Genomic DNA, 23,610 nt, shown 5'->3' with positions numbered 1-23,610 from the left:
ACATGAAGGAAATATGTATGTCCGAACCAGTGAATCTCTTTCAACAAACCAGAAAACACATAAAAACAGGAAACTTAACGTTTCTCTCAAAGCAAGTGACTGCATGGCAGAAACTTACAAAACTGATTCAACCTATCCTACCGCAACCAGAGCAGTGGCAGGTTGTTTGTTATCAATATGGTATTTTGACGATTACCGGCGAAAATCAAGCGATGATTAGTCAACTTGGTTACCTTCAAAAACAATATATTGCACAACTGTCGGAACTTGATGAGTTTAAAGACCTACAAAAACTCCAAGTTCGTTTGAGAATCCCCTCTCAAACACCCGCAAAGATACAATCTATTTCAAGATCGCTAAGCACAGAAACTCAAGACTTAATTCGAGGTGCTGCTGACTTTGTGAGCGACCCTAAGCTTAGCCAAGCAATGCGCCGTTTGGCAAGCAAAAAAAAGTAACCTCGTCTCGAACCGCGTCAGAATTGCGTTTTTAAAATGATAAATTCATCACATTTATGATTGTTACAATATAACATCACACAATAAAGACAATGACTTAAGTCACACTCACATAAGGAATTGGACACTGATCTTCGTCATTAAATGTTACAATTTCATAGCTGCTTGGATCACTTTGGACATTGCGCAATAATTGATTATTCAAAGCATGCCCAGACTTATATCCATCAAATTTGGCAATAATTTGGTGGCCGAGCAAGTAAAGATCCCCCACCGCATCTAATATTTTGTGACGAACAAATTCATCTGAGAAGCGCAAACCTTCTTCATTCACCACCCCCGTTTCATCAACGCCAATGGCATTGTCTAAACTTGCCCCTAAAGCGAGATTATTGGCTTTGAGATAATCCAAATCTTTCATGAAACCAAAAGTACGGGCTTCGCTGACTTCATAAACAAAGGTTTCGGTTGAAAAATCGATAGTAGCAGACTGATATTCTTTCTTAAAAGCGGGATGATCGAAGTCAATGGTGAAGTTGAGTTGGAAACCCTCATGCGGGCGGAAAATGGCGCGTTTGTCGTCGATAAGCGCTTCAACAGGTTTGAGTATTTTAATAAATTTTTTAGGGGCATCCAGTTCTTTGAGGCCGCCTTGCATCAGTAAGTAAATAAACGGACCCGCACTGCCATCCATAATCGGCACTTCAGAGGCAGACACTTCAATGATCAAATTATCAATACCCAGACCTGCAATTGCACTCATAACATGTTCAATCGTACCGACTTTGGCATCTTCTTGAACTAAGTTTGAACACATGAAAGCCTCTTGGATCAACATCGCATTTGCACGAATGTCGACTGGTGGATTGAGATCGATACGACGAAACACAATTCCTCCGTCCGCATGATGTGGCACAAAGTTAATTAAGACTTTTTGACCACTATGCAAACCAATGCCGCTTGCTTTAACGACACGTTGTAGAGTTCTTTGTTTCAACATGTTTCATATCATCTCACCACTAAACCGCTATACGTTAGCATATTTAGCCATTGATAAAAAACAAAAAGGTAGTCAGAGACTACCTTTTCTTCATCACATGTGGCTTAACCACATAGACAAATACTACTTACGTTGTTGATTTTTCAAGTAATCTTGAATACTCATTGGTGTTGGACGTGCAGCACTCACTGTCGATGCAGAATTCGCTGCAGCAGCCACGTCTTGGTTCTGACGCTGGATTGCAGGCACATCATCATCTTCAACAACCGCTTGCGTTGCATGCCCATGTTGTGCTACCTGCACATGTGCATTTGGACGCTTCACTGGCTCAGCAGAATCTGCTGAATTTCGAGTCAAACCCGTTGCAATCACAGTCACACTGATTTCATCACGCGCATCTGGATCAAATACGGTACCGTAGAAGACTTGGCCTTCATCTAGATCGACAATTTGGTTCACAACGTCGGTAATTTCTTCGATTTCACCAAACGTAACGTCATCACCACCCGTCACATTAATCAGAATTCCTTTGGCATTCATAATAGTGACGTTATCTAGCAATGGACTACGGATTGCTTGCTCAGCCGCTTGGCGTGCACGGTTTTCACCACGACCTAAACCCGCCCCCATCATGGCATAACCACGTGTGCTCATCGCAGTTTTCAAGTCAGCAAAGTCAAGGTTAATATGACCTGGGCGTACTACTAAATCAAAAATACTACGCACCGCATTTAATAAGACATCATCCGCTTTTTTGTAAGCATCTTTCATTGAGATGTCACGGAAAACTTTTAACAAACGTTGGTTTGGAATGATGATTAAAGAATCTACATGCGCTTCTAATGCTTCAATGCCTTGCTCAGCAGACTGAAGACGACGCTTACCTTCAAAGTTAAACGGTGTCGTTACCACGCCTACGGTTAAAATGCCCATTTCTTTGGCTATTTCAGCAACCACTGGCGCAGCACCTGTACCTGTACCACCGCCCATGCCGGCAGTGACAAACACCATGTCAGTGCCTTCAAGGTGCTGACGAATCAAGTCACGACTTTCTTCAGCCGCTGCTTGACCTACATTTGGATTGGCGCCCGCACCTAAACCACGAGTACTTTGCTCACCCAACTGGATCTTGAATTGTGCATTCATACGGTCTAGCGCTTGCTTGTCCGTATTGGCACATACAAATTTTACACCTTGAATATCTGACTCAAGCATGTGTTGTACGGCGTTACCACCTGCACCACCAACACCAAACACAGTAAAACGGGCTTGACCGTTGCTATCGGTTTGATCATCTTCTAAAAATTCAAATGAGGCCATGACCTATAGATTTCCTAATTCGTTATTGGCAGTCACTTAAGCCCGTATACTGCCTTGATCTTAATAAACAAAATTGCTTTTAAGCATGCTGTGCAAGCCATAGCTTGTCAAGTTTAAGCGATGCGTTGTACAACTTCTTAACAATATTCCAAAAAAATTCAACTTAAAAAACAGATTTCAGCTTTTCATTGAGTCCAGACCAAGCACGTCCAACGCGTTTAATCAGAGACAGTTTTTCTGTATCTTCTGGTTCCACTATGGTTTCTTGTGTTTCGCTCTGACTAAACATCAACAAACCTGCGGCAGTGGCATACTGAGAGCGACGCAGTGCGGCAATATTTTGCTCATCTGCTGTCACTTGCACAGGTGGATTACCCAAATGCGCAGACACACCCAACATACGACGAGTCAACGTCACCATACCTTCGATTTGACTAGCATCACCTGTTAACACCACACCATGATACAAACCATGAATCGCACCATTACGCTCTAGCTCTTGGCGAACTTGGCCTAAGATTTCTTCATAACGCGCAATCACGATTTCAGTCAGCTCAATACGGCTAATCGTTTGCGGACCATCAATCCCTTGGATCTGAATCATATGGTCCGGTTTAACCGACTTAATGTCGACACACCCATAGAGTAATTTAATTCGCTCAGCTTCTTCAGTGGTGGTTTGTAACACAGCAGCAATATCACGGGTGACATGCTCGCCACCACGCTGCAAAGTATGTGTCAACGCCAAACGGCCATCCAAATACACCGCAATGTTGGTGGTGCCTGCACCAATATCAACCAAACAGACGCCATACTCTTTTTCATCTTTGAGTAGGCTCGCTTCTGCCGTTGCCAAACAAGACACCACCAGTTTTTCTACCCCGATGTTCGCGCCTTTTAATGCTCGATCAAGGTTTTGCATGGTACTAATCGGTAACATCATCAACTGATAATGACCAATCATGCTGTGTGCAGACATCCGTATTGGGTTTTGTACCCACTCAGTGGAGTCATCCAGCTCAAAGCCCAGTGGAACAGCACTGACCAAATAATGATCCGAGGTCATGTGGCTGGCTTTGGCCAACTCTAATGCACGAACCACTTCACTTGTTGTAATTGTATGGTCAGTATTTTCAACTGGCGTTCGTCCAGATGCATAAAAGCTTTTTAACTCGGCACTTGGGATCGACACCCACGCGGAATGGACACGGCATTCAGCCATATCTTCTGCTTCTTGCACGGCATTTTTTATCGCTGTAATGACTTTATCAAGACTTACAATTTTTCCTTTATTCATGCCTCGGTTACGAGCAGTTGCCATTCCTATCACTTGGATATTGTCTGGCGCATGTACCTTACCAATCAAAACTGAAACTTTGTGCGTCCCAATGTCAATCGCAACAACTGAGGGAACCGCTTCATTCATTATTTACTACTACCATCACATGTTTGTTTAATTTATGGCTTTATGCCTCTGTTTTAAAGCCAAGTATTATGGCTTTGCTGCTGCTCCGCCTGCAATGCTTGTGTCATCAATCGTTACAACAAAATGACCATTTGCTATCTTTGGTGCGGCAGCATTCTTCCATTGGATGGCCAAGCCATTCCGATAACGCAAATCAATGGCAGATACTTTGGCCCAAACTGGCTTCAAATCACTTTGAGCCAAATAACTCAAACGTTGCAGCTTACTCATGGTTTGATCCTGATCTACGATAACACGTAAACCTGAATCGAACTGCATAAACCAAGTCATACGCTCCGTTAAATATAGTTCTTTTAAACGAAGGTTGACTGGCTGGAATAATTGATTAATTTCATTATAACGGCGCATCATCATTTTAGATTGACTGATTGGGCCGTGTAATAAAGGTAAATTCTGATTATTTTTCGGTGTCACTTCACTAAATACATCACCGCTGTCACTTAAGAGACGCCCTGTCCCCCAACGTGCAATTGCATGCCGTGGCATAACGCGAACGCGAATCGCATTCGGCCATGCGCGCGAAACCACCACACGATCGACCCAAGCCAGCTCTAAAGTTCGATCACGAATTTCTTCTAAATCGGAGGTGAAATAATTATGGGTAATGGCTGGTGAAACATGTCCCATCAGCTGATTCTTTTCCGCCTCAGAACGTACACCTACTACATCAAGTTCGGCCACACGTGCATCTGTCATGACTTGATATAAGCCATAAATACCAACCAACAGCACCGCCGCGGCAACGACCAACATCACCCAACCACCGAAGTTGCCAAGCTTTTCCTTACGCGTCGGTGGTTTATCGTGTATCGACGTAATCGCTGCGCGTTTACGGCGCATAGAAGCGGGTAATTGCGCCATTTAGTGAGTCGCACCTGTCAGTGTTTGCTCTAAAATTTGGACACAAAGCGCATCAAAGCTATAACCCACTGCATTTGCTGCTTTCGGCACCAAAGAGTGACTGGTCATCCCAGGTACTGTATTCACTTCTAGTAACCAGAAATTGCCTTGCTCATCTTGCATCGCATCAATACGACCCCAACCACTTGCACCCACCGCTTGGAATGCACGGAGGCAAAGCGCTTGCAACTTCTGCTCCTCTTCAGTGCTTAAGCCACACGGAATTCCGTATTCCACATCATTACGTTGATATTTCGCTTCATAATCATAAAAAGCCACATCCGCAGGCGGTTGTAGACGAATCACAGGTAGCGGTTGACCATTTAAAAATGAAATCGTGAACTCACGTCCCGTAATCCATTTTTCAGCCATCACCACAGCATCGTGTTGGGTCGCTTTGGCAATTGCCGCTGCCAAATCTTCTGCTTTTTCAACTTTACTCATGCCGACACTTGAACCTTCGTGTACTGGCTTGATAATCAGTGGAAGACCCAAATTCGCCACCACTTCAGTTAAATCTGACTCTTGGCTAATAATGCGATAGGGTGCTGTCGGTAAGTCTGAACCCTGCCAAACTTGCTTGGTTTTAACTTTATCCATGCCAATAGCAGAACCCTGTACGCCTGTTCCGGTATACGGGATATTGAGCCACTCCAAGACCCCTTGGATTTGACCGTCTTCTCCACCGCGACCATGTAACACAATAAACGCACGGTCATAACCGACCAATTCGGTCACACTACGCTCTTGCGGATCAAAAGCCTCTGCATTTACACCCGAACGAACCAATGCTTCAAGTACAGCTGCACCACTATCTAGAGAAACCTCACGCTCAGCAGACTTACCACCAAGCAACACCGCTACTTTGCCGAATTTTGAAGCATTTGACACGTTGATATCCTTAAACTTTATGACTGTTTTATTCATTGAGTAATCACAAAACGTGATTATTTTAAATATAAATGATTGCTTGCAAGCTCAACCGAGATAGCCCCCACATTACCTGCGCCTTGCGTCAATAACAAGTCATCCGCTTGTAACACTTTTTTCAACGCATGCTGCAAATTACCTTCGACTGGATCGATCAAAATCGGCTCTACATCGCCACGTAAACGAATACTACGCGCCAATGAACGACTGTCTGCACCCACAATCGGTTTTTCACCCGCAGGATAGACTTCAAGCAGCAACAACTGATCGACATGTGACAGTACATCCACAAAGTCATCGAAACAGTCACGGGTCCGGCTAAAACGGTGTGGCTGAAACATCATCACTAAACGGCGGTCTGGATGGCTTGCTCGTGCAGCTTTAATGGTCGCTTCAACTTCTTTTGGATGGTGACCATAGTCATCCACCAATTTCACATTACCGCCTTCGATGTCAAATTCACCTTGGACTTGGAAACGACGACCTACACCGCTGAAACTTTCCAACGCACGTGCAATCGCAGCATCAGACACACCTTCATCGGTTGCAATACCGATTGCTGCAAGCGCATTTAAAATATTATGTAAACCCGGCAAATTGATGGTTAAACGTAAAGGCTCACGATCTTTACGCAATACGGTAAAGTGCGACTGCATGCCTTCTTGTTCAATATCCACTGCACGAATGTCATTGTCTTCGTTAAAACCATACGTGATCAATGGACGACCAATACGCGGCATGATTTCACGAATGTTGGCATCATCGCCACACACCACAGCCAAGCCATAAAACGGTAGTTTTTGTAAGAACTGTACAAAGGTATCTTTTAGGACATCGAAACTACCACCATAGGTGTCCATGTGGTCGGCATCGATATTGGTCACGATGGTAGCCATTGGCTGCAAATGCAAGAATGACGCATCTGATTCATCTGCCTCTGCCACGATAAAACGACTCGCGCCCAGCGCAGCATTCACACCGGTGCGGTTCAGCAAACCACCAATCACATAAGTTGGATCGAGATTTTCTTCTGCCAACATGCACGTGACTAGGCTAGTGGTCGTCGTTTTACCATGTGTTCCCGCAACAGCAATCCCATGACGGTAGCGCATCAGCTCACCCAGCATTTCTGCACGGCGCACCACAGGTGTACGCGTTTCAATAGCCGCTTTAATTTCTGGGTTTTCTGCATCAATTGCAGTCGACACCACAATCACGTTTGCCCCTTGAATATTTTCAGCCGTATGCCCGATATAGACTTTGATGCCGTTTTCTTCAAGCTGAGCCGTGGTTTTTGATGCTTTGATATCTGAACCTGAGACTTTGTAGCCTTGGTTCTTGAGCACTTCAGCAATACCACACATACCCGCACCACCAATCCCAATAAAATGGATGTGCTTAATACGGCGCATTTCTGGCACTTTAATTAACTTTTTTGCTTGATCAGCAGGCGTAGATGGCGACATAAAATACTCGGTTTACAATGCTTGAATTAAACGAACCACATGTTGGGTTGCATCGGGTTGTGCTTGCTGACGTGCTTTCACTGCCATTTCAGACAATAACTGACGGTTCATCAAGGGTAATAATAATTCTTTTAAACTCTCGGGCGTCATGCTTGCTTGCGGGCAAATTTTGGCTGCACCAATATTGGCTAAGAACTTTGCATTAGCCGTTTGATGATCATCCACAGCACTTGGCAGTGGAACAAACACCGCAGCCACACCCGCAGTGGCAATTTCGGTCACGGTTAACGCCCCAGCACGGCAAATAATTAAATCGGCATCGCTATAGGCTTGGGCCATATCTTCAATAAAAGGGTGGACTTCAACCTGAAACTGTTCAGGGGCATTGGCATAACGCGCTTGGGTCGCATCTGCATGGTTTTGACCACACTGATGATAAACGCTTAACGGCACATTCAATTGCTTCAATGCTTCAGGAACACGCTCATTTAACGCTTGTGCACCCAACGAGCCACCCACAATTAAAACTCGAAGCATGGCCCCTGCTTTTTCACGTTCTTGATAACGCCAAGACGGATTTAAAATTTCCGTAATTTCTTTGCGGACGGGATTGCCCGTGGTCACAATTTTATCTTGTGCAGCAAAGGTGTTTGGAAAAGCCTGACACACTGTTTTGGCAATACGTGATAACTGCGTATTGGTAAATCCAGCAATCGCATTCTGCTCATGAATAATCACAGGAATACCCAGTGCGCGCGCAGCCAATCCACCAGGCCCAGCGACATAACCCCCAAAGCCCGCGACGGCATCGACTTTGAGCTGCTTCATGTAACGCATTGCACTTAAAGTGGCTTTTAAAATTTTAAAGGGTGCCAATACTTTGCGGACTAAGCCATTGCCGCGCACACCTTGAATATCAATTTGATAAATTGGGATATCGTGATTTTTAAGCAGGCGATTTTCCATACCTGTAGGCGTAGCAAGCCACGAGACTTGACAGCCTTGTTGCTGTAATTCCTTAGCCACAGCAAGTGCTGGAAAAACATGCCCGCCCGTTCCGGCAGCCATCATCATTACATGTTTCGGCTTTGTTGGTGTTGCTTCGGTCACAGTCTAATTCTTCAATTCTAAAAATATGGAAACAAAATTCAATTTTAAGCGATCAATTGTAATCACAAACGCATAGCCGCGAAAGATTATTTACTTTTTTTCAACAGGCATTTGATTGTTTTTTTCTACTGATTTTCAAGTTTAAACTAGATTTGTTATCAGATGTGCATTTTTACTCAAACTACAGCACACAATCAGGCTCAACAGTGCAATTGGAGATATTTAAAAATAAAACAATGAAGCTGATTTGAATCAAATATTTAACATCATTCTAAAGTGTAATTCACTTCATTTTAGCGGCTAGAAATACAATCTGAGTGCATACATTTGAACAGAATGAAAATTAGTGGTGTCTAGCAACATAATCCGCTTTATTTTCAACCAAATTTATACACTTTGCAGCAAAGTACAGCTCTATTCCAAAACCGACCACCTCCATGAAGTAAAAAAGGAACCATTTCAGGTTCCTGTTCTGTCGTTTTAGCTGGCTTTGCCTGCTTCCAAGACATCAAATAAATCATCGGCAATCGAGGTACCAAATTGCGCATCAATCTCACGAATACAGGTTGGACTGGTGACATTAATCTCGGTCACGTAATTGCCAATCACATCAAGTCCGACAAAAACCAAACCTTTTTCACGTAAGAAAGGTCCCACTTTTGCGGCAATGGCCTTGTCATTCTCAGTCAAAGGACGTGCTTGACCCAAACCACCTGCGGCCAAATTCCCACGCACTTCGCCGTTTTGTGGAATACGCGCCAAACAGTACGGAATAGGTTCACCATTGACCAGCAAGATACGTTTATCCCCTTCCACAATTTCAGGAATATAACGCTGCGCCATAATCGGACGTGTGCCCATTTCCGTCAACATTTCCAAAGTTGAGCCAATGTTTACACCATCTTGATATAAACGGAAAATTCCCATGCCACCCATCCCATCGAGAGGCTTCACAATCACATCACCATGTTCTTTGATAAATTCACGGATCAGGCTTTGTTGTGAAGTCACCAATGTAGGGACTTGGAGTTCTGGGAACTGCGTGGCAAACAGTTTTTCATTACAGTCACGTAAGGACTGTGGTTTATTGATAATCCACGCACCTTCACGTTCCGCTTGTTCCAAAATATAAGTGGTATAGACAAAGTTCATGTCGAACGGTGGATCTTTACGCATCAAAATCACATCGTAATCGGCCAAGGACTCTTTTTGCTGTTCGCCCAACTCAAAATAATGATCGTAGTCTTCAAACACTTTTAAGGGAGAAATCAGACCAAAGGCTTTGCCTTGATCGATATATAAATCGTGTTGTAATGCATAACCCAGTTCATGTCCGCGACGGTTTGCTGCCCATAACATGGCCATGGTGGAATCTTTTTTCAGATTCACCGTTTCAATCGGGTCCATCACTACCAGTACACGCATAATTCTCACGCTCATATTTTTTAAACTTGGCAAAAAGTATAACGAAGTTTTCAGGTTTGAGTGCAACAAGTTGTGTAATAATTAAAGATTAAAAAATCTATTTTATTCAAATAACTACAACACATTACATTAACAAATCAGATACTAACTGCTCGATACAACAAAGGAAGTATGCGCCTATTACCACACGGCAGCTCCTTTCCACACTTTCTCCATTAAGTCAAAAGGCGTTGAATATCCTTGGCAATTTTTTCAGGTTTAACAATCGGCGCATAGCGTTTCACCACCTGCCCTTTTTGGTTAATGAGAAATTTGGTGAAATTCCATTTGATGCTTTGACTACCTAAAATGCCTTTAGCTTCAGTGGTTAAATACTGATACAGCGGATGCGCTGTAGGACCATTCACGTCAACTTTGGCAAACATCGGGAAAGAGACCCCATAATTACGCTGACAAAAACTGCCGATCTCTTCATTACTCGCAGGGTCTTGCTGCGCAAATTGGTTGCAGGGAAAACCTAAAATCAGCAGACCTTGCTGTTGATAGTCCTGATATAACTGTTCCAAGCCTTCAAATTGCGGGGTTAAACCACATTGGCTGGCGGTATTCACCACCAATAAAACCTTGCCCTGATAATCGGCCAGATTTTTTTGCTCGCCTTCCAACAGTTCGGCCTGAAAATCATAAATTGTGCTCATTACATCTCTTCCATTCATCAAAATGTCATTACTGAAAGTCGCTTCAAAAACTGAACCGACTTCATCCGCAAAATAATATCGCACACAATTAACTTGCGCACAATATTATTATGCGCAATATACTTTCATCCCTATTTCATTTATACTGCTTTACAGACATTAACACCCAAGGACATGCAATATGGCGGACACCCCACTTTTAGAAAACCGCGTGTGTTTTGCCATGTATTCCGCAACCAATGCCATGGTTCGTCAATACCGTCCACGCTTACAGGTTTACGATCTGACCTATCCGCAATTTATTGTTTTGTTGGCTTTATACGAGCAGGACAATGTGACGCTGACCGAGATTGGACAAAAAACTTTTTTTGACTCAGGCACCTTAACCCCGATTATTAAAAAACTAGAAGAAAAACAGTTTTTAAAGCGTGTTGCTGTCAAAGAAGATGAACGTATGAAAAAAGTCGTTCTGCTGGAAAAAGCACTCTTAGCCAAAGATAAAATTATGGCCATTCCATTTGAGCTGGCGTGTTCTTTAGGTCTAGATCCCGATGATTTGGTAGCCATCCATCAACTGTGTCAGCGTTTTTTAAACGGCTTAGAACAGCCTCAACACGTCAGTCGAGATACTTAAGTGCAACAAGCGATTGTCGGTTTTCATCTCGATGCAGAACATCATTGGGTGGCGGAGCTTGCCTGTGGCCACACACAACATGTCCGCCATACTCCACCGTGGCAAAACCGCCCTTGGGTACAAACTGAGCAAGGACGCCAAGAAAAAATAGGCGTTCTTTTAAGCTGTAAAAAATGCATGGAAAATGCACAAAAATAATTGTTTTACATTTTCTTCAAATTTTAATGCTTATTTATCAATTTTTTAGAAAAATTAAAAAGCCTGTACAGCTATACTTTTCAACCCAGTAAAACTATGTAGAAAAAATGAATATTACCGTAAGTCTTGTTCATTTTTGGTAAATGATTATACTTCTCATTTTTATTGGCAATTCACTCTCTTCGAGCCTTAAATCATGATGAAATTTTCACCACAGCCGCTTTGTGGTTCTAACCTATTCAAATATAGCCTTCTCAGCTTTATGATTTTAAATGCGCATGCAGCCTATGCGGATGAAGCGACACTACAAAATAATGAGAACCCCTCCTCTCAAGCGACGACAAACAAATCGAACACAACAGCAGTTCTGCCTACCTTGAAAATTGAGGCAATGAGTGAACTTGATCCAATCAAAAGCTATGTCGATTATGATCAGGCCAATGTCACACGAAATGGGTTAAAGAAAAAAGATATTCCTCAAACCATCGATACCATCGATGTACAGAAATATAAAATCTATGGCTCTAACGACCTCAGTGTGATGCTACAAGGCACACCGGGAGTATCCACCAGCTACGATACGCGTGGTGATGGCATCACCCTCCGTGGTTTCTCTGCCGACTCGGGTGATATTTACCGTGATGGTATTCGTGAAAGTGGCCAAGTACGTCGCAGCACATCCAACATTGAACGGATCGAAATTTTAAAAGGCCCTGCCTCGGTACTTTACGGTCGTAGTGCTGGCGGTGGTGTGATCAATATGGTGAGTAAATACGCCAACTTTGACTCGAAAAGTTCCGTCGGTACTTATGTAGGCTCATATGATAACTACGGTGCAACAGCAGATATTAACCAAGTGTTGAATGACAATTGGGCTGTCCGTTTAACAGGTGAATACGGTGAAGCGGATAGTTTCCGTTCAGGCATTGATAGTAAAATTGAAATGATCTCGCCAAGTTTCACTTATAAAAATGATGATGAAACCCTCACGTGGACCACACAATATACTTATGACAAATTAAATCGAACCCCTGACCGCGGGCCTTCTTATAGTAACTTACCTGCGGGTGTTTCAATCAAGACTGGCTTTGCTCAAGAAGGCGATTTTATTGAAGATGAATTACAAGTTATTCGTACTGATGTGAAATATCAATATGCGCCAAATTGGAATTTCCACTGGGCGCTCAGTTATCGCCAAGCTTATCAGAACTTTGACAACTTCTTTGGTGGCACCTATTGCAACAATAATCTCACTTTAGAAACAACGCCGAAAGCATGTACTTGGAATGGTTACGTACGTCAAAGCTATGCATGGCAAGAAACCATGAATAAAACCATTACCAATACTTTTGATATTTCTGGCTCATTCAAAACTGGAACTATAGAACATCAGCTCCTCGTCGGTGCAGATGTCAGCCGTGAAGACCGCTCACCAAAACTAGGAAATTACTCAAGTGGTACAGGTGTTCCTCGCTACTATGGTTTTATTAACCCCTACAATCCAGCAGACCAATATAATACGTTGCCAAGCTCGGAACGCCTCCCTGTAACCTCTGATAATCATCACGTAGGTGAGTCAATGGGATTCTTCGCTCAAGATTTAATTAGCCTCACACCTGAACTTAAAATGATGTTAGGTATGCGCTATGATCAGTACAATTTCAAATCGACCAATAATATCCAGAACCTTTCAAAACAATATGATGATACGACCTTCAGCCCTAATATTGGCTTTGTATGGCAGCCATCAGAACAACATAGTTTTTATACCTCATATAACAAGAGCTTCGCCCCTTATGGAGGTCGCGGCAATATTTCTGTTGATGTCAATACTGACCCTAAATACTATGACGCTGAACCGCAATACAATGAACAATATGAAATTGGGGTTAAGAGTGATTGGTTAGACCAACGCTTAAACACACAACTTTCAGTTTATGACATTCGTAAAAAGAATATTCGTTATCAACCTGATTCAAAAGAACAACCCTTCCTTTGGTCTATTGGTGGTGAACATCAATCAAAAGGCTTAGAGTTCAGCTTCATCGGACGTGTACTGGACAATGTATTTGTCCGTGGTGGTTATGGTTATACCGATACTGAAGTGAAAAAAGACAAAGAAAAGCCTGAAAATGTAGGAAATACCCTTTCTAATACCTCTAAAAATACAGGTAACCTGTTTGTGCGCTACTTGCCTACAGAAAAACTCTATGGTGAAGTTGGTGTAACTTATGTTGGCTCTTACTATCCAAACATCAATAACTTGACCAAAATGGATGGTTTCAATCGTGTCGATGCTGCCATTGGTTATAGTGCTGATCCATGGAACGTGACTTTAGCTGTCAGTAACTTGACCAATAAAGAATACTGGCGTTCAGACTCTATGCCAGGTACACCACGTAGCTTCCTCATGCGTTTGAACTACCAGTTCTAAACCTTTAATTAAAACGCCATCTCAAGCGGAACAGGTCACTGTTCCGTTTTTTATGCTTAGCAAGGAATGCATGCTTTAGTCTTTTCTGATAAAGCGCAAGAAACGGATTTTCAGGCCTCGCTGGATTTGTTAGTGTTTTCTTAAGTTAAATGATTTCCGCGAGTAATCATGACAGAACATAGCAATTACGCACGTGTGGCAAAGGCGATTGAATATATTGAACAAAACTTCAAACAGCAACCCAGTTTGGCTGAAATTGCTGAACACGTGCATTTAAGTCCTACACATTTTCAGCGTATCTTTAGCGAATGGGCAGGTATTAGCCCGAAGAAATTTCTGCAATATATTAGTGTGGAATATGCAAAGTCGGTTTTGAAAAATCACACAGAAAATAATATTTTTGCAGCAACCTTTGACACTGGCCTTTCCAGCACCAGTCGATTGCATGATTTATTTGTCCAAATCGAAGGGATGACGCCCGCAGAATATAAACAGGGCGGTGAAGCACTCCACATTCACTACAGCTTTGCCGAGACCATTTTTGGCTCCGTCATTATTGCCTCAACCCCTAAAGGGATTTGCCATATGGCCTTTACCGAAGCAAATCGGGATGCATTGGCCTATCTGAAAAAACAGTTTCCACGTGCGACATTTATTGAAGATCAGGATGAATTACAACGCAAAGCACTCACAATTTTTCAGCAAGATCAACACAGCCTATCAAAGATTAAACTGCATCTGAAAGGCACCGACTTTCAGCTCAAGGTGTGGCAAAGCCTGCTCAAAATTCCCATGGGGCAGCTCAGCAGTTATGCACATATTGCCCAAGAGATTGGGCAAGAGCGTGCCTCACGAGCGGTCGGAACAGCAATTGGTAACAATCCCGTTGCCTTTTTAATTCCATGCCATCGGGTCATTCAGTCTTCAGGGCAACATGGCGGCTATATGTGGGGGACGACACGTAAAACCGCGATGATTGGCTGGGAAGGTGCGCATAGCCAAACACCAACTGAAAAAGAAAGCGAATAAAAAAGGAAGCCGAAGCTTCCCTTTTTTGTTTCAATGCTTAGACGCCATACTTCACGCGGTAGGCTTCCATTTTTGCTAAAGCCTCTGTCTCACCTTTAGCCTCTAAATAATTCATCAAATCTTTCATGGTCACCAGTGCATGCACAGGAATTTCCAATTCTTTTTGGACTTCTTGAATCGCAGACAGTTCACCTTGACCTTTTTCTTGACGGTCTAATGCCACCAACACACCTGCAATCTGCGCACCTGCATTTTTCAAAATGGTGACCACTTCACGGATCGCTGTACCTGCAGTAATCACGTCATCAATAATCCAGACTTTTTTGCCTGCAACAGATGCACCAACCAAGACCCCACCTTCACCATGATCTTTGGCTTCTTTACGGTTAAAACCCCAAGGCACACTTACCCCATGATTTTGTGACAAAGCCACTGCTGTTGCAGCAACAAAAGGAATCCCTTTGTACGCAGGACCAAACACCACCTCAACATTGTTGCATTCTGTCAGTTTGGCTGCATAGCCAGACGCCAGTAATGACAAAGCTTCACCGTCATTAAGTAGACCTGCATTAAAAAAATAAGGACTCACACGACCCGATTTTAAAGTAAACTCACCAAATTTAAGCACGCCACGTGATAATGCGAGTTCGATAAAAGCTTGAGGGTTAAATGTCGCTTGCGTTGTCATGCGGTGCTCCGTATTTTCAAATTGAGGTAAGACTTGCGCATGATACCAAAGAGTAGCTATCCAAGTGATCAAAAAATTTTACGTGTGGTTTCAATTAACGTAAATGGTCTACGTTCTGCAGAAAAAAAAGGGATTTTTGATTGGATTGCCACATCAGATGCTGATGTGATTTGCATGCAAGAATCTCGCATCACCCACGAACAATGGACCGATAAATTTAAACCTGAAGGCTGGCATACTCACCTGTTCCCTGCTGAACGTCCAGGGTATGCTGGCACTGCTATTTATAGCCGTTTACCATTTGTTTCAGTTACTGATGGACTTGGTTTTGAATTAGCCGATTCTCAAGGCCGCTTTATTTCGGCTGAGTTTGACTTAGGCTTAGACCAAAACGTGCATATTTGTTCACTCTATTTACCATCGGGTTCTTCTGGTGAAGAAGCACAAGTACGTAAAGACCACTTCTTAGAAGAATACAAACAAATTTTGAAACAATGGCGCGATGAAAATAAATCCGTGATTGTCTGTGGTGACTACAACATCGTGCATAAACGCATCGACATTAAAAACTGGTCAGGCAATCAAAAAGCCTCAGGCTGCTTACCGCACGAACGCGCTTGGCTCGATCATATTTATGATGAACTTGGCTATGTCGATACTTTCCGTGAAGTACGTCCAGAAGCTGAGCTTTATTCGTGGTGGTCAAACCGTGGACAAGCCCGTGCGAAGAACGTGGGCTGGCGCATTGACTATCAAGCGTGCTCACCTGACTGGAAAGCCCGTACAGTCAATGCTTGGGTCTATAAAGAAACATGGTTTAGCGACCATGCACCTGTCATTATTGACTACAAAATCTAGATAAATGTAAATATTTAGCTCATATCCAGTGAACAACTGTTTACTGGATATGAGTTTTTAACCTACATTATCTGCCGTTTTTTGAGTCTTTTTCTGATCAATCAATCAATGCATTATGTTTCCACGGCAAAGGGACGATGTCAGGATGACAGCACAAGGACAGGACGCCGTAGGATGAAATTAAAACGAACTATGGAAATAGTTGGTTTTCAAGGATGTGACAATGGACGTTGTAATGAGACCCGCATGATCAGGATGATTAAATGCGGGTTTTCTCTTTTTTAGTCTCTGCCTTTTTTTAATGCTTCTTCTTTTTATATTCTATTTTTCTTTGATTTAATTCTAAAACGCTTTTATGACAAGACGATGACGCTATTGGCTTAAATCGCGACACTAGAGCTGCTCTGCTTTTTCCGTTACTCTAAACCCAGCTTAAAATTCAGAAGGGTTTTCCATGTTAAACGTGTATGGCATTAAAAATTGTAATTCAATGAAAAAAGCATTCGACCTACTGAATGAGTTAGGTTTAGCGTATGAGTTTCATGATTATAAAAAACAAGGCATTGATGCTACGACTGTCAAAACATGGCTCGATCAGATTGGGGCAGATGTGGTCCTGAATAAGAAAGGTACCACTTGGCGTAAGCTGACTGAAGCAGAACAAGACACTGCTTTAGCTTCAGAGCAAGGACTGATTGATGCTCTCACCACACATAACAGTCTCATCAAGCGCCCCGTGATTGCAACACCCGATGGTTTTATTGTGGGTTTCAATGAAGATGCAATTCGTGCCTTGAAGGCTTAACAAAAAATAAAAAGCCGAGCAATTGCTCGGCTTTTTTTGTTGGATGGGATTAGTTCGCGCGAATCCAAGTTTGGTTACGGCCTAATGCAGCCACACCAATGTAGCCACGAAGCTCTAGTTTTTTACCACCAGCAGCAATGTTGCCTTTTAATTTATAAGTTTTGCCCGTTTGCGGATCTAAAATTGATCCACCTTCATAGCTTGTACCGCCCGCGTTTTTCAGACCATGTACAATCGTTAAACCTTTCAACGATTTGTTTTTGTATGGGCCTTCACACTTGGTACATGCATTTTCTTCACCTGGTGTCAAAATACCTTGAATACTCGCAGTTAAAGTTCCATTTTTTTGCTCAGTGAATTTAACCAAGGCTTTCGCTTGTTTAGTTTTGTCATCAATCGTTTTCCAAACAGTGCCATTCAGCGGATCTGCTGCATGAGCTAGAGCGGTTAATCCTAGTACGCTTAACGCAAGTGCAATTTTTTTCATTTTTGTCATTTCCCTAGTCTAGTATAGACGACTATCATTATTAAAAAGTCACAACAATTTTTCAATTTTTCAATGTGACCAATTAGTGTAACCTTGTAAATTATGTTGGTAAATACACAAACTCAAGGTAAAACAAATAACAAAATGGAATAACTATGAAGATTGCCGATCCATGGAAACAAATCATTACAGAGCAGTTTTTAAAAACCACGATTCGAACCCCAAGTCGCTTTAGTCTCCCACCCAGTAGTCAGCGTTTTCTTCTTGAACAAATGTGTCGTGCCTTTCCGCTCAATAAGTCGATCCAGATTCGTCCTCTACGTCTTGCAGGCCTGCGTGCGGAAGAGTTAAAACCTGAAACTGAAGCCACTCAGCTCATTTTGCATATTCATGGTGGAGCTTTCTTTTTAGGTTCAATGAATACCCACCGTGCGTTTGTCTCAGACCTTGCAGCCAGTACACAAATGCAAGTCATTCACCTTGACTATCCTTTGTCACCCGAACACCCCTATCCTGAAGCCATTGATGCGCTTTTTGATGTTTATCTGCTGTTATTGGAGCAAGGTATACAGGCCAAAGATATTATTTTATCAGGGGATTCATGTGGTGCAAATTTAGCGCTAGCCTTGGCGCTGCGCATTCGTGATGAGCAACGTCCTCAAGTCAGTGGATTAATTCTACTTTCGCCATTTTTGGATTTAAGCTTAACCAGTGAATCTATTCGCTATAACAGCAAGCTCGATGCACTTTTATCCATCGAGGCCCTTGAAACAGGCATCGACTATTATGTTCCAGAACAAATCGACCCCGCCGACCCACTTGTTTCACCTTTATTTGATGATTTAGCAGACCTCCCGCCGACCCTTGTACAAGTCGGTTCGAAAGAAATTCTCTTGGACGATGCCCAGCGGTTTAGAGATAAAGCAACCAAGGCCGGCGTAGACGTAACATTTAAACTATACACAGGCATGTGGCATAACTTTCAAATGTTTAATGCATGGTTTCCAGAAGCTAAAATGGCATTGGATGATATCGCAACGTTTGCTCAAGCGCTCGACCAAGACTAGACACATCCTGCATAAAAAAAGGTCAGCTTAACGCTGACCAAATGAGGAATCATGGAACTACAGTTATTGTTTAAATCGCTTGCACCTGTGCTAAAGCTGCTGCAATGGCTTTATCTTTCAGCTCTGGCCCCATATTCACGCCTTCAGCACGAATGATTTCAACATCGGTCACACCGGTAAAATTAAAGACGGTTTTTAAGAAGCCTTCTTGGAAGTCAACAGGACTATTTTCACCATAGACACCACCGCGACTACTGGCAATATAGGCTTTCTTGTCACCAGCCAAACCGACCGGGCCATTTTCAGTATATTTGAAAGTACGACCTGCAACACTAATGCGGTCAATCCATGCTTTTAAAGTCGAAGTAATCCCGAAGTTATACATCGCTGCACCAATCACCACAACGTCCGCATCTAAGTACTGTTGAATAATACGTTCGCCCAGAGCCGATTGTTCTGCATTTTGACCCATTAAAATTTCTGCGTCTAAATGTGGAATCGGTTGCGTTGCCAAATCCAAATATTCAACCTCAACTTGCGCATGCTTTTCGCTGAGTTGCGAAACAATCGCTTGGCTCAACTGACGAGACACAGAAGCATCCGCCATAATACTTGAATCAATATGTAAAACTTTCATGGGATGTTCCAACATAATCTTTATTGAATAGTTGCATTTTAAAATAAGATTATCCTTAGAATAATAGGCCTATTCAAAACACTATGTTCTAAAAATAGAATGGTCTTTCCCTGCTGAGCTACATACTCAGTTCGTCACCTTTGATACCGTCTTTTTATAAGATTGTGATATGTTGAAAGCAATGTATAAGAAATCAATCACATTATTTAAAAAATAAAGCGGATATATCAAGGATGAAACGATTGAATGAGTTCATTGTTCTCAATATCTAAACAGCTAAGCAACAGCAAACTTTCTCATTATCTACTTGAAGAGGAAGTGATTATGAACTGGGATACCTTGAAAAAGTGTATTTTAATCCTTGTTCTCGGCTGTTGTGTCAATTTGATCTGGTTAGTTTGGGAGACTTTTGTACTGTTCAACTCAGAATATTGGCATGTCGTTAATGTTCAGCTTTTGCGCCATAAATTGGTTATTAATTCCATTTTTTTCATCACGTTATTGGGTTTGATTTACCCTTGCTATGCCCTACAAAAACAAGCTTGGGTAAAACGATTCCTCCCTTATATTGCGATTGGAATTTTAATCATCTCACTTTGCTATAACGGTTATATGATTGGGGTGTTTAGCCCTGTCACTATGGTGGTCTATATTTGTCTGATCGCTGTCGGTTTGGTGTTGTTTGAGCGAAAGATCGTGTATGCGATGCTAATTCCTGCGACAGGCTTCTTAACCGTCTCAGGCTGCCTCAGTTTTATTGATGTGATTCCTTATGCTCCAATTTTTCAGATTGATGGCCAACTCTTTCTCAATGGGTTTTGGCTCCTATCGATGCTGTATTTCGTTATTCCCATTCTAATCACTTGTCTAATTTTATTTGAAATTTTACTTAGCCAATGGCGACATCGTGAACGACTCATTCAACATTTAAGTCAGATCGACCCACTAACCAATACATTTAACCGTCGCCGTATTAGCCAAAGTTTGGAGTATTTGCATCAGCAAGATCCGCAGAATCCCCATGCGGTTATCCTCTTAGATCTCGATCATTTTAAAAGCATCAATGACCAATTTGGACATCATATCGGAGATAACGTGCTCATCGCTGTGAGCCAAGAATTAAATGACCAGATACAAGACCATGACCTAGTGGGGCGCTTTGGCGGAGAGGAGTTTATCCTTATTTTAAAACATGCTTCACTCCCTAAAGCCCATCAAATTGCGGAACGTTGTCGTTCAGCCATCGAGGCTTTAGTCATTAACAATGATGAAGGCCAATCTATCCATGTCACAGCTAGTTTTGGTATTGCACAATCTCACCATGGACTCAGACCTCAGCAAGTTTTGAGTCAAGCAGACAAAGCACTCTATGCCGCTAAAGCCAGTGGACGTAATCAAATCAAATGCTATTTAGAAATCAATCCCGGTGAGCTCAAATATAGCGCTGCATGTGGTGACACACAGCACATTTCACCTAACTAAACGGCTTCTGCCCGTGCCGCGTCGACCCATTGTATGACCGCAGGATGCTGCATAATGTGTTGCATATACTGCTGGCTACGTTCAGATACAGGCAGTGCATAACTCTTGAAACGCATCACTACAGGGGCATAGAAGGCATCGGCTATAGAAAAATCACCAAATAAAAAGGTATGCTCATCCGAACGCTGTGCCCAAATTTGTTCAATTCGTTCGACATCTGCTCTTAATTCAGCATGCTGCGCACACAAAGCTAGCCCCTCAGCTATGCTGTACTGCGCTTGAATATTCATGGGGCATAATTGGCGTAGTGCCATAAAACTACTGTGCATCTCACCACTGATACTCCGTGCTTCTGCTCTCAAATAGTCAAGCTTGGGCCACAGAGCTAAATCTGGATTTTGCTCGGCCAAATATTCACAGATAGCTAAAGAATCCCAAATTTTAAATTCACCCACATCCAATACGGGCACTTTAGCATTGGAATGAATGTGGGACAGTTGCTCTTTAAAACTGGGGTTTGTCGCATCAAAGCGAATGAGGATTTCTTCAAAATCCAGATCAAATGCAGTCAAGACCAACCACGCTCGCATCGACCAACTGGAGTAATTTTTATTGGCAATATATAAACGTTGCATACCCGCTCTCCCTCAGGTTTAAAAACGTTGTAATTGAGCTAAAAGTTCAGCCTCAGTAAATGCACCGGTTAAACGTAAACCACGAATTTCTTGTTGTGAGGCATCTAAGAATAAATAGGTCGGTGGTCCTAAAATATCCCACTGGTTTAAGAGCACTTGATGGGTTGCATCGTAGTGGCTCAAATCTAATTTGATCAAATAATACGGCGCAAGTGCTTGCTGTACCGTTGCCGATTTTAATATACGGCGTTCAATCGGCTGACAAGCAACACACCAATCAGCATAGACATCGATAATGATCTTTTGACCTTTTGGTGCTTGTGCCAAGAGCTGCTTAAACTCCGCTGCTGTCGCTGCCACATGCCAACGCGCAGATGCAGCCACTGGTGCTTCAAAGAAACGCTGACTCTGCTGATATTGGCTATAAGCAATATACGTCCCGCCAATGACTAGAGCCACGATGTACAGCATACGCAATTGGGTTTTATGCCACATCAAACGATACAACACATAAATAATAAAGCTCAAGCCTAGCAGCAGACTCAGTGCTTGCATCCATGTTTCAGAAAGCAAAGGACGCACAAAATACAGCGCTAAAGCCAACATGATGAAAGCAAAGAATACCCGAACCTGATTCATCCACAGACCAGCACGAGGTAATACCTTAGCACCCAGTACGCTTGCCAATAACAATGGTGTCCCCATACCAAAGCCTAAGGTGAACAGCAAAATGGCCCCTTGCCACTGGCTTTGTGTCTGCGAAATAAACAGTAAAGCGCCTGCCAAAGGTGCCGTCATACACGGTCCAACCAACAGCGCAGAGATCATGCCCATAATCGCAGCACTGATCAGACTTCCACCCTTTTGCATAGACTGGATATGATCGAGTTTATTCACCACGGCTTGCGGCAGTTTAAGTTCAAACAAACCAAATAGATTGAGCGCGAATAAAACAAAAAGAATGCTAAAAGCAATCAGGGTGGATGGCTGTTGTAACCAACGCTGGAAGTTCAAACCCGCAGATGAGGCCACCAAACCCAAAATGGCATAGACCATGGCCATACTGCACACAAAGACCAAGGCAATCATCCATGCTTTGAGGCCTTTGCTATCGCGAATAATTAATGAGGTTAAAATCGGCAACATCGGCAAAGAACACGGCGTAAACGCAAGTAATATCCCGAGGCCAAAGAACAGCAATAAACCATAAGCCAATGAGCTTTTGGCTAACTCTTCAGACCAAATTTGATCTTGCGCAGCCATCGCATCGGAAGCTGTTACGACGGGTTCAGCAGTGACCGTTGGACTGATCGGCTCAAATTGCGGATTCGACTGCGCGGCTAAATCTAACAGTCGTTTTGAGCCACCTGCTTGGTCTTGTAGACTGACCAAACCGTTGACATCGGTTTTAAACTCAATACTTTGCGGTGGATAGCAAATGCGATCTTTGGCACAGCCTTGCCAAGTCACCTTATAAGTTTGTGAAGCCTGTGTGTCTAAGTCAAATTGCACTTGTTGATAATAAACTTGGGTGTGTCCATAGTTTTCATCATACAGATCATGCGCAGGCGGTAGCTCAAGCTTAAGGGGCTGACCCGCCTGTTGCACTTCAAATTTGTGCTGATACAGATAATACTGTTCAGGAATATTCCAGTGCAGTTGAGCCTTATGCTCAGTCGTGGATTCCACTGTAAATGGAAAAGCATCTTCAGCTGAAAGAAGTGGAGTTTCCGCATGAACGTTTAGGATACTGGCCCAGATACACAGATTGATGATCAATACTGACAGCGCCAGATACCACGTTTTGCCGCTCATCCCCTGTTTCAGATGAAGATGCTTTTTCATAATATGTTCTTTTTTCTA

Annotated in this window: 23 protein-coding genes; 9 read left to right on the top strand and 14 right to left on the bottom strand. The window is 42.8% G+C overall.

Features of this window, described 5'->3' with window-relative positions; all coding sequences use genetic code 11:
- The first annotated feature begins 17 nt into the window (after nt 1-17).
- On the top strand, nt 18-458 hold the full coding sequence (locus AXW61_RS02230; protein WP_058870506.1) for a hypothetical protein: 441 nt from the start codon (nt 18-20) through the stop codon (nt 456-458).
- Nucleotides 459-555: 97 nt separating this feature from the next.
- Here the strand turns inward: AXW61_RS02230 and lpxC are convergent, their stop codons facing one another.
- The 9 genes from lpxC to AXW61_RS02185 all read right to left on the bottom strand — a co-directional run bounded on the left by lpxC (nt 556) and on the right by AXW61_RS02185 (nt 10,793).
- A complete protein-coding gene (gene lpxC, locus AXW61_RS02225) occupies nt 556-1,458 on the bottom strand; it encodes a UDP-3-O-acyl-N-acetylglucosamine deacetylase (protein WP_062031958.1) in 903 nt (300 codons plus the stop codon).
- A gap of 123 nt (nt 1,459-1,581) precedes the next feature.
- On the bottom strand, nt 1,582-2,778 hold the full coding sequence (ftsZ, locus tag AXW61_RS02220; RefSeq protein WP_062031955.1) for a cell division protein FtsZ: 1,197 nt from the start codon (nt 2,776-2,778) through the stop codon (nt 1,582-1,584).
- A 163-nt stretch (nt 2,779-2,941) separates the two neighbouring features.
- Nucleotides 2,942-4,204, bottom strand: coding sequence for a cell division protein FtsA (ftsA, locus tag AXW61_RS02215; RefSeq protein WP_004691727.1), 1,263 nt, complete (start codon nt 4,202-4,204; stop codon nt 2,942-2,944).
- A 66-nt stretch (nt 4,205-4,270) separates the two neighbouring features.
- Nucleotides 4,271-5,125, bottom strand: a complete 855-nt coding sequence (locus AXW61_RS02210; protein ID WP_062031953.1) for a cell division protein FtsQ/DivIB — start codon at nt 5,123-5,125, stop codon at nt 4,271-4,273.
- Complete coding sequence (locus tag AXW61_RS02205; protein WP_062031950.1) at nt 5,126-6,055, bottom strand: D-alanine--D-alanine ligase; 930 nt, start codon at nt 6,053-6,055, stop codon at nt 5,126-5,128.
- 56 nt (nt 6,056-6,111) lie between these two features.
- Nucleotides 6,112-7,560, bottom strand: a complete 1,449-nt coding sequence (murC, locus tag AXW61_RS02200) for a UDP-N-acetylmuramate--L-alanine ligase (protein WP_004691731.1) — start codon at nt 7,558-7,560, stop codon at nt 6,112-6,114.
- 12 nt (nt 7,561-7,572) lie between these two features.
- On the bottom strand, nt 7,573-8,670 hold the full coding sequence (gene murG, locus AXW61_RS02195; RefSeq protein WP_062031947.1) for an undecaprenyldiphospho-muramoylpentapeptide beta-N-acetylglucosaminyltransferase: 1,098 nt from the start codon (nt 8,668-8,670) through the stop codon (nt 7,573-7,575).
- Between the two features lie 480 nt (nt 8,671-9,150).
- Nucleotides 9,151-10,095, bottom strand: coding sequence for a glutathione synthase (gene gshB, locus AXW61_RS02190; RefSeq protein ID WP_062031945.1), 945 nt, complete (start codon nt 10,093-10,095; stop codon nt 9,151-9,153).
- 215 nt (nt 10,096-10,310) lie between these two features.
- A complete protein-coding gene (locus AXW61_RS02185; RefSeq protein ID WP_062031943.1) occupies nt 10,311-10,793 on the bottom strand; it encodes a glutathione peroxidase in 483 nt (160 codons plus the stop codon).
- Nucleotides 10,794-10,974: 181 nt separating this feature from the next.
- On the opposite strand from AXW61_RS02185, the gene AXW61_RS02180 reads away from it, so the two are divergent.
- The 4 genes from AXW61_RS02180 to AXW61_RS02165 all read left to right on the top strand — a co-directional run bounded on the left by AXW61_RS02180 (nt 10,975) and on the right by AXW61_RS02165 (nt 15,088).
- Complete coding sequence (locus AXW61_RS02180) at nt 10,975-11,427, top strand: MarR family transcriptional regulator (RefSeq protein WP_062031940.1); 453 nt, start codon at nt 10,975-10,977, stop codon at nt 11,425-11,427.
- Entirely contained in the window at nt 11,428-11,625 is a 198-nt protein-coding gene (locus AXW61_RS02175) for a DUF3565 domain-containing protein (protein ID WP_062031937.1), read from the top strand. It begins immediately after the preceding gene.
- A gap of 196 nt (nt 11,626-11,821) precedes the next feature.
- On the top strand, nt 11,822-14,059 hold the full coding sequence (locus tag AXW61_RS02170; RefSeq protein ID WP_062031934.1) for a TonB-dependent siderophore receptor: 2,238 nt from the start codon (nt 11,822-11,824) through the stop codon (nt 14,057-14,059).
- Between the two features lie 168 nt (nt 14,060-14,227).
- Entirely contained in the window at nt 14,228-15,088 is an 861-nt protein-coding gene (locus AXW61_RS02165) for a methylated-DNA--[protein]-cysteine S-methyltransferase (RefSeq protein ID WP_062031932.1), read from the top strand.
- 37 nt (nt 15,089-15,125) lie between these two features.
- Here the strand turns inward: AXW61_RS02165 and pyrE are convergent, their stop codons facing one another.
- Nucleotides 15,126-15,776: an orotate phosphoribosyltransferase gene (gene pyrE / locus AXW61_RS02160; RefSeq protein ID WP_004691742.1), complete on the bottom strand. Its 651-nt coding sequence runs from the start codon at nt 15,774-15,776 to the stop codon at nt 15,126-15,128.
- A gap of 39 nt (nt 15,777-15,815) precedes the next feature.
- On the opposite strand from pyrE, the gene AXW61_RS02155 reads away from it, so the two are divergent.
- Nucleotides 15,816-16,634, top strand: coding sequence for an exodeoxyribonuclease III (locus AXW61_RS02155; protein ID WP_062031929.1), 819 nt, complete (start codon nt 15,816-15,818; stop codon nt 16,632-16,634).
- A gap of 454 nt (nt 16,635-17,088) precedes the next feature.
- The gene (locus tag AXW61_RS02150) at nt 17,089-17,439 is read left to right on the top strand and encodes a Spx/MgsR family RNA polymerase-binding regulatory protein (protein ID WP_062031925.1); all 351 of its coding nucleotides are present in this window, start codon (nt 17,089-17,091) and stop codon (nt 17,437-17,439) included.
- 49 nt (nt 17,440-17,488) lie between these two features.
- Here AXW61_RS02150 and AXW61_RS02145 read toward each other — a convergent pair whose 3' ends face one another.
- Nucleotides 17,489-17,926 carry a DUF2147 domain-containing protein gene (locus AXW61_RS02145; protein WP_004691748.1) on the bottom strand — a complete coding sequence of 146 codons (438 nt, stop codon included), beginning with the start codon at nt 17,924-17,926 and terminating at the stop codon, nt 17,489-17,491.
- A 155-nt stretch (nt 17,927-18,081) separates the two neighbouring features.
- Between AXW61_RS02145 and AXW61_RS02140 the strand changes: the two genes are divergently transcribed.
- Nucleotides 18,082-18,993, top strand: a complete 912-nt coding sequence (locus tag AXW61_RS02140) for an alpha/beta hydrolase (RefSeq protein ID WP_062031922.1) — start codon at nt 18,082-18,084, stop codon at nt 18,991-18,993.
- A 70-nt stretch (nt 18,994-19,063) separates the two neighbouring features.
- Here the strand turns inward: AXW61_RS02140 and AXW61_RS02135 are convergent, their stop codons facing one another.
- Nucleotides 19,064-19,630: an NAD(P)H-dependent oxidoreductase gene (locus tag AXW61_RS02135; RefSeq protein ID WP_039890677.1), complete on the bottom strand. Its 567-nt coding sequence runs from the start codon at nt 19,628-19,630 to the stop codon at nt 19,064-19,066.
- A 246-nt stretch (nt 19,631-19,876) separates the two neighbouring features.
- Here AXW61_RS02135 and AXW61_RS02130 point away from each other — a divergent pair, with 246 nt between their 5' ends.
- Nucleotides 19,877-21,112 (top strand): GGDEF domain-containing protein, encoded by a 1,236-nt coding sequence (locus tag AXW61_RS02130; RefSeq protein ID WP_062031920.1) that lies wholly within the window; start codon nt 19,877-19,879, stop codon nt 21,110-21,112.
- Here AXW61_RS02130 and AXW61_RS02125 read toward each other — a convergent pair.
- Both AXW61_RS02125 and dsbD read right to left on the bottom strand, forming a co-directional pair.
- Nucleotides 21,109-21,747, bottom strand: coding sequence for a glutathione S-transferase family protein (locus AXW61_RS02125; protein WP_062031917.1), 639 nt, complete (start codon nt 21,745-21,747; stop codon nt 21,109-21,111). The genes AXW61_RS02130 and AXW61_RS02125 overlap by 4 nt on opposite strands.
- An 18-nt stretch (nt 21,748-21,765) precedes the next feature.
- The gene (gene dsbD / locus AXW61_RS02120; protein WP_062031914.1) at nt 21,766-23,592 is read right to left on the bottom strand and encodes a protein-disulfide reductase DsbD; all 1,827 of its coding nucleotides are present in this window, start codon (nt 23,590-23,592) and stop codon (nt 21,766-21,768) included.
- Nucleotides 23,593-23,610: the final 18 nt, after the last annotated feature.

Source organism: Acinetobacter sp. BMW17 (assembly GCF_001592855.1).
In the GTDB taxonomy this organism is placed as follows: Bacteria; Pseudomonadota; Gammaproteobacteria; order Pseudomonadales; family Moraxellaceae; genus Acinetobacter; species Acinetobacter johnsonii.
Note: the sequence above shows the minus strand (reverse complement) of the source record. Positions and strands in the feature narration are given on the sequence as shown.

Coding starts and splice junctions, on each gene's coding strand:
- AXW61_RS02185 (WP_062031943.1), bottom strand. CDS start 10,793: ATGAGCACAATTTATGATTTTCAGGCCGAACTGTTGGAAGGCGAGCAA.
- ftsZ (WP_062031955.1), bottom strand. CDS start 2,778: ATGGCCTCATTTGAATTTTTAGAAGATGATCAAACCGATAGCAACGGT.
- AXW61_RS02145 (WP_004691748.1), bottom strand. CDS start 17,926: ATGAAAAAAATTGCACTTGCGTTAAGCGTACTAGGATTAACCGCTCTA.
- ftsA (WP_004691727.1), bottom strand. CDS start 4,204: ATGAATGAAGCGGTTCCCTCAGTTGTTGCGATTGACATTGGGACGCAC.
- AXW61_RS02170 (WP_062031934.1), top strand. CDS start 11,822: ATGATGAAATTTTCACCACAGCCGCTTTGTGGTTCTAACCTATTCAAA.
- AXW61_RS02130 (WP_062031920.1), top strand. CDS start 19,877: ATGAGTTCATTGTTCTCAATATCTAAACAGCTAAGCAACAGCAAACTT.
- AXW61_RS02230 (WP_058870506.1), top strand. CDS start 18: ATGTCCGAACCAGTGAATCTCTTTCAACAAACCAGAAAACACATAAAA.
- AXW61_RS02155 (WP_062031929.1), top strand. CDS start 15,816: ATGATACCAAAGAGTAGCTATCCAAGTGATCAAAAAATTTTACGTGTG.
- AXW61_RS02150 (WP_062031925.1), top strand. CDS start 17,089: ATGTTAAACGTGTATGGCATTAAAAATTGTAATTCAATGAAAAAAGCA.
- AXW61_RS02140 (WP_062031922.1), top strand. CDS start 18,082: ATGAAGATTGCCGATCCATGGAAACAAATCATTACAGAGCAGTTTTTA.
- gshB (WP_062031945.1), bottom strand. CDS start 10,095: ATGCGTGTACTGGTAGTGATGGACCCGATTGAAACGGTGAATCTGAAA.
- murC (WP_004691731.1), bottom strand. CDS start 7,560: ATGTCGCCATCTACGCCTGCTGATCAAGCAAAAAAGTTAATTAAAGTG.
- AXW61_RS02135 (WP_039890677.1), bottom strand. CDS start 19,630: ATGAAAGTTTTACATATTGATTCAAGTATTATGGCGGATGCTTCTGTG.
- pyrE (WP_004691742.1), bottom strand. CDS start 15,776: ATGACAACGCAAGCGACATTTAACCCTCAAGCTTTTATCGAACTCGCA.
- lpxC (WP_062031958.1), bottom strand. CDS start 1,458: ATGTTGAAACAAAGAACTCTACAACGTGTCGTTAAAGCAAGCGGCATT.
- AXW61_RS02165 (WP_062031932.1), top strand. CDS start 14,228: ATGACAGAACATAGCAATTACGCACGTGTGGCAAAGGCGATTGAATAT.
- AXW61_RS02210 (WP_062031953.1), bottom strand. CDS start 5,125: ATGGCGCAATTACCCGCTTCTATGCGCCGTAAACGCGCAGCGATTACG.
- dsbD (WP_062031914.1), bottom strand. CDS start 23,592: ATGAAAAAGCATCTTCATCTGAAACAGGGGATGAGCGGCAAAACGTGG.
- AXW61_RS02180 (WP_062031940.1), top strand. CDS start 10,975: ATGGCGGACACCCCACTTTTAGAAAACCGCGTGTGTTTTGCCATGTAT.
- AXW61_RS02125 (WP_062031917.1), bottom strand. CDS start 21,747: ATGCAACGTTTATATATTGCCAATAAAAATTACTCCAGTTGGTCGATG.